This is a genomic window from Actinomadura livida (assembly GCF_014648675.1).
GTDB lineage: Bacteria > Actinomycetota > Actinomycetes > Streptosporangiales > Streptosporangiaceae > Spirillospora > Spirillospora livida.
Genome location: NZ_BMRO01000009.1, coordinates 249647 through 255314 on the forward strand (window position 1 = coordinate 249647; position 5668 = coordinate 255314).

The following is a 5668-nucleotide window of genomic DNA, read 5'->3' on the forward strand; positions in this document are numbered from 1 at the left end:
CCGATACCGGATCGCTGGTGCGCACGGCGGACCGCGATGTCGGACAGGTAGGTCACGTAGGAGAAGTCGGAGATGCTCCGCGCGATGCCGGCGAGTTCCCCGTCGATACGGCAGGTGACGACGAGGTTGGCGTTCCGCACCATCGCGGCCATGCGACCGGTCTCCGCGATCGGCCGGCGCTCGCCCAGTCCGGACGACCGGTAGACCTCCAGGACCTCGTCAAGGTCCAGCCCGGTGCCGTTCTCACGCTTGATGTCCCATGTCACGGAGGATTTCCAATCGTTTGAGGATCACGTCGTGGTGGACGAGGAAACGCTCCGGCTCCAGCGGCCCGGCATCGATTCCCTGGGCGCCGAGCCGGGCGCCGAACGTCTCGCCGGAGTCGGTCGCGCCGTTCGCGGCCGCCTGCACGGTCCGGTAGGCGTGCTCCCGCTCGGTGCCGTCCGCCAGCAGGCCGGCCAGCACCGCCGAGCTGTACGCCAGGCCGCCGGTCTCGTCGATCGCGCCGCGCATCCGCTCCGGGAAGACCTCGAGGGACTCCACGAGGTCCGCGGCCGCGGTCGTCTGGTAGTGGGCGACGATCATCGCGTCCGGCAGGACGACCCGCTCCACCGACGAGTGCGACAGGTCCCGCTCGTGCCAGAGCGCGACGTTCTCCAGCATCGTGCCCGCGTGCCCGCGGAGCAGCCGGGCCAGCCCGACCAGGCGCTCGCTGCCGGTCGGGTTGCGCTTGTGCGGCATCGCGCTCGACCCCTGGTAGCCGGACGTCCGGCCCTCCTCCACCTCGCGGACCTCGGTCCGCGAGAGCAGCCGCACCTCGGTGGCGATCTGCTCGATGCAGGCGCCGAGCACCGCCGCCGCCTGCACGAGCTGCGCGTGCCGGTCGCGGGCGACGACCTGGCTGGGCGCGGGCTCCACGCCGAGGCCGAGTTCCCCGCACACGTACTTCTCGACGAACGGGTCGATCAGGGCGTAGGTCCCGACGGAGCCCGAGATCGTGCCCACCGCGACCTCGTCCCGCGCGGCGCGCAGGCGCCGCATCGCCCGGTCGACCGCGAAGGCGAACCCGGCGAGCTTGTGGCCGAACGTCGTGGGCTCGGCGTGCATCCCGTGGGTGCGGCCGATGCACACCGTGTCCCAGTGCTCGGCCGCCTTCTCCGCCAGCACGCCGCGGAGCCGTGCCACCGCGTCGAGCAGCAGGTCGCAGGCGCGGGCGAGGTTGTACCCCAGGGCCGTGTCCACGAGGTCGTAGCTCGTCATGCCGAGGTGCACCCACCGGGCGGAGTCGTCGGGGATCTCCTCGCAGAAGGCCGTGAGAAAAGAGAGGATCTCGTGGTCGCGCTCGCGCTCGATCTCCGCCACGCGCTCGGCGGACGGAACCCGGGCGCTCCGGATGTCCGCCAGCGCATCCGGCGGGACCCGCCCGAGCAGCGTCTGCGCCTGGGACGCCAGCAGTTCCACCTTGACCCAGGTCGCGTAGCGGGCCTGGTCCGACCAGATCTCCGCCATCTCGGGCAGTGAATAGCGGGATATCATGTCCGTCGTCCTTCCGCGGGCCGTGACCGGCAGCCGCAGGATAGTAATTTCCGCGGATCGATGTATAGCAGGCTTTCGGCGTCCTCCCGGATTGTCTCCGGCGCCTTTGTTCAGCCGCTGATTTTCAGCAGTTGAACGCTCCGCACCCGGGGTTGAACGAATTTTTCTCCGAGCTTGCTCCACAGGGCGGCGGTACTGGCGGTCCACAACTTGCACGAGCTTCGGCCCGTGCCATGTAGTGGTCATGTGTCAGTTTCAACGGCCACCAGAAATCACCGGCGGATATGCCGCGGCATTCCCGAGACGAGAGAGCTGTTCCTGCGGGGCCGCGCCACGGTCGCCGAGCACGTCGGGAGCGTGCTCGACGCCATCCGCGAGACGGACCCGGAACTCGGTGCGTTCGTCGCGGTTGCGGGCGACGGCGCGCTGCGGGAGGCCGAGGCCGCCGACCGGCTCGTCGCGGAGCGCGGCGCGGCCGCCTTCCGCGACCGGCCGCTGCTCGGCGTCACCGTGTCGGTGAAGGACCTCGTCCAGACCCTGGACCTTCCGACCAGGCGGGGGTCGCTGCTGCCGAACCCCCGCCCCGCCGCGGACGCCCCCGCCGTCGCCCGCCTCCGCGCGGCGGGGGCGATCGTGGTCGGCAAGACCGCCACGTCGGAGTGCGGCTGGAGCGCCAGCACGGTGAGCCGGCTCGCCGGCCCCGCCCGCAACCCCTGGGACCGCGGCAGGTCGGCCGGCGGCTCCAGCGGCGGGTCCGCCGCCGCGGTGTCGGCGGGGCTGTGCACCGCGTCCGTCGGCACCGACGGGGCGGGCTCGGTCCGCATCCCCGCGGCGTTCTGCGGTGTGGTCGGGTTCAAGCCGTCCTTCGGCCGGATCCCCTACGTGCCGCCCTGCGCCGACCGGCTGGCGCACGTCGGGCCGCTCGCGCGGACCGTGGCGGACGCCGCCGAGCTCACGTCGGTGCTGGCCGGTCCCGACCACCGCGACCCGGACTCGGTGACCGGCCCGCCCATGCTCGCGACACCGCCCGGTGCGCTGCGGATCGGCTGGATCGAGTTCCCCGGGACGTCCTGCGGGATACGCCGCGTCACCGAGGGCGCCCTGCCGGTGCTGGCCGGGCTGGGGCATCGCGTCGACCGCATCGAGGTCCCGTTCCCCGACCCGTACGCGGCCCTGGTGGACATCCTCGCGGTCTCCGAGGCGAGCGGCACCGCGCCGGAGGACGAGCCCTGGTGCGACGAGGGCCGGGCCGCGCTCGTCCGGTACGGGCGCTCCCTGAGCGGCACGGCGATCATGCGGGCCGAGGAGGCGCGGATGGCGCTGCGGGCGACGCTGGGCTCGGTGATGGCCGACTACGACCTCCTGGCCATGGCGACCGTCCCCACAGAGCCGTTCGCCGCCGACGCGATCGCCCCGCCGTGGGCCGGCGACCCGGCCGGCCTGCGGTGGCTGGCGTGGTCGCCCGCCACCTACCCCTTCAACATCACCGGGCAGCCCGCCCTGACCATGCCCGCCGGCGTCACGTCCGGCGGGCTCCCGGCCGGGCTCCAGCTCGTGGGCCGGGTCGGCGACGACGACCTGGTGCTCTCGGTCGCCGCCGTGGTCGAGGCGGAACTCGGCCTCGCGATGGCGCCCGCCCCGGAAACGAAAGAGGAACGATCATGATTTCCAGGCCATGGTCCCTGCACGGCGAGGAGGGCGGCGTCGGGTCCCCGGCGTTCGTGGCCGAGTTCGGGCTCTGGGACGACCGCCAGGCCGCCGCGGCCGAGCAGGTGGAGATGCAGCTGGGCGAGGTCGACCTGGTCCGGATCGCGTTCTGCGACCCGCACGGGCTGGCCCGGTCGAAGACCGTGCCCGCGGACGTCTTCCGCGCCGTGCTGCGCAACGGCATGGACTTCAGCGCCGGACCGCTGATCTTCGACACCGGCCACGCCGTCGCCGTCGACTTCCTCGCCGACACCGGCGTGGGGGTGGGCGAACTGCTCGGCGCGGGCGATTTCGTGCTCGTCCCGGATCCGCGCACGTTCCAGGTGCTGCCCGGGACCGAGCCGAAGACCGCCTGGGTGCTCGGGAACGAGTACCTGCGCGACGGCACCCCGCACCCGCTCGCCTCCCGCGACGTCCTGCGCCGCGTCTGCGCCCAGTACGCCAAGCACGACCTGGCCCCGGTCATCGGGCTGGAGGTCGAGTGGTACCTCACCCGGCTGACCGGCGGCCCGCCCGGCAACGCGGGCAACGGCTTCGGCCGGCAGGGGCCCGCCCCGGCGGTGGAGGCCGTGAACCCCGGCTACCAGTTCAACCTCGACGGCCACTACGACTCGGTGGCGGACGTCGCGGACCCGCTGGCCGCGATGCTCATCGCGCTCGGCCTCCCGCTCCGCTCGATGGAGCACGAGTCGGGCCCGGGCCAGCTGGAGACCACCTTCGGACCGATGCTGGCCCTGGACGCGGCGGACGCGATGCTGCTCTTCCGCACCCAGGTCAAGCGGTTCTGCAGGCGGCGCGGCATGCACGCGTCCTTCATGACGCTGCCGCGCCTGGACGGCTTCGACTCCAGCGGCTGGCATCTGCACCAGTCCGTCACGAGCACCAAGACCGGCCGCAACGTGTTCGCGGCCAACGGCAACGCGCTCGACGTGATGTCGCCCGAGGGGGAGTCCTACGTCGCCGGACTGCTGTCGCATGCCCGCGAACTGTGCCTGCCCAGCGTCCCGACCGTGAACGGCTACCGGCGGCTGGCGCCGGAGTTCTCGCTTTCCCCGACCTCCGTCGACTGGCGCTTCGAGGACCGCACCGCGATGGTGCGGGTGCTCAGCGGCGGCAGCGCGACGCACGTCGAGAACCGCGTCGGGGAGTCGTGCGCGAACCCGTACCTGTCCATCGCGGCCCAGCTCTACGCGGGCCTGGAGGGGCTGACCACCGGAACCCCGCCCGCCCGGACCCCGTATCCGGCGCTGCCGGGTTCGCTCCGCGAGGCACTGGACGCGTTCGGCGCGAGCGGCCCCGCGGAGAACCTGCTCGGAAAGCCGCTCAAGACCTGCCTGGCGATGCTCAAGGAAAGCGAGGTGTCGCGGTTCGAGGAATGGTGCGCGGCGGAACGGCCCGCCACCGGAGAAGTGACCGAATGGGAGCACCGCGAATATTTCGGTGCCTACTGACGAACCCGCAGCCACGCGACCAGGAAGCCGAGGTGAGAGCACGACATGCCGTGGGCGAAGGAAACGACCGCCGTGGCGGATGCCGGGCGCGCCGAGCGGATCGCGCAGCGGTCCCGCGACGAGAACTGGAAGAAGGCCCCGCGCCGCATCGAGGCCTCGGAATGCATCACGTGCGACCTGTGCCGGCGCAACTGCCCGCCCGAGTTCGGGGCGATATTCGACCGGGGGCTCGACGTCGTCATCGTCCCCGAGCTGTGCTCCGGCTGCCCGGTCTGCGTGATGGTCTGCCCCGTCGACTGCATCTACGTGGACGAGGAATGGACGCCCACCCCGGAGCAGCTCTGGGACCACGTCGGCCTGACGGCCGGAGGGGGAAGCGATGACCCTGCCCACCACGCCTGACAGCACGCTGTCCCGCAAGGACGCGCTGGCGAGAGCGCGGCAGAGCCGCCGGCCGAGCAGGCTCGGCCGGCGGGCGGGAACCGCACCCGAACCCGACTACCCGGTACCGGACGACGCCGGGTTCCCCGGGCTGCTGAAACGGGTCTGGCGGCGGGCGGCCGCCGAACCGGACCTGTCGTCGGCCATGGACACGCTGCTCACGCTCGCCGGGCACGTCCCGGCGGACATCCAGCTGCGGGCGCTGCCCGCGGCGGAGGAGTGCGCGCTGACGGTCCTGTTCGGCCGGTCCTGGCGTACGCCCGGCCTCCGGGGCACCGCCCCGGAGGCCGGCGCCCCTGCGGCGTTCCTCGGCGAGATCGGGCTGAACACGAGCGGCCGGATCGTCGTGCGCGTCCCCTCCGAGCCCCCGCTGGCCGGGGAGGAGGACCTCGTGGGCGGTGTGCTGCGCGTGCCGTGGTCCGACCGCGACCTGGCGCGCTACCGGGCCGAGCTCGCCGCCGCCACCGAGCGGCTGCGCGGCTCGGCCGCCGACTGCCGCGCGTGGCTGGCGGGGGGGGGGCCGGGCGGCCGCC

At 73.0% G+C, this 5668-nt stretch carries 6 protein-coding genes; 4 read left to right on the forward strand and 2 right to left on the reverse strand.

Annotation, left to right across the window (positions count from 1 at the left end; translation table 11 throughout):
• Both IEZ03_RS22780 and purB read right to left on the reverse strand, forming a co-directional pair.
• A partial coding sequence (locus IEZ03_RS22780) for a GNAT family N-acetyltransferase (protein WP_229808498.1) occupies window positions 1-266 on the reverse strand: 266 nt, incomplete at its 3' end.
• Complete coding sequence (gene purB / locus IEZ03_RS22785) at window positions 244-1536, reverse strand: adenylosuccinate lyase (RefSeq protein WP_184885708.1); 1293 nt, start codon at window positions 1534-1536, stop codon at window positions 244-246. The genes purB and IEZ03_RS22780, both read right to left, overlap by 23 nt.
• A gap of 246 nt (window positions 1537-1782) precedes the next feature.
• Here purB and IEZ03_RS22790 point away from each other — a divergent pair, with 246 nt between their 5' ends.
• The 4 genes from IEZ03_RS22790 to IEZ03_RS38100 form a co-directional block, all read left to right on the forward strand.
• Window positions 1783-3201 (forward strand): amidase, encoded by a 1419-nt coding sequence (locus IEZ03_RS22790; RefSeq protein ID WP_221480777.1) that lies wholly within the window; start codon window positions 1783-1785, stop codon window positions 3199-3201.
• On the forward strand, window positions 3198-4694 hold the full coding sequence (locus IEZ03_RS22795) for a glutamine synthetase family protein (protein ID WP_184885706.1): 1497 nt from the start codon (window positions 3198-3200) through the stop codon (window positions 4692-4694). Before IEZ03_RS22790 ends, IEZ03_RS22795 begins: the two co-directional genes overlap by 4 nt.
• A 45-nt stretch (window positions 4695-4739) precedes the next feature.
• Window positions 4740-5096 carry a 4Fe-4S dicluster-binding protein gene (locus IEZ03_RS22800; protein WP_184885704.1) on the forward strand — a complete coding sequence of 119 codons (357 nt, stop codon included), beginning with the start codon at window positions 4740-4742 and terminating at the stop codon, window positions 5094-5096.
• Window positions 5074-5668: hypothetical protein (locus IEZ03_RS38100; protein ID WP_229808499.1), on the forward strand; the 595-nt coding region annotated here is incomplete at its 3' end. The genes IEZ03_RS22800 and IEZ03_RS38100, both read left to right, overlap by 23 nt.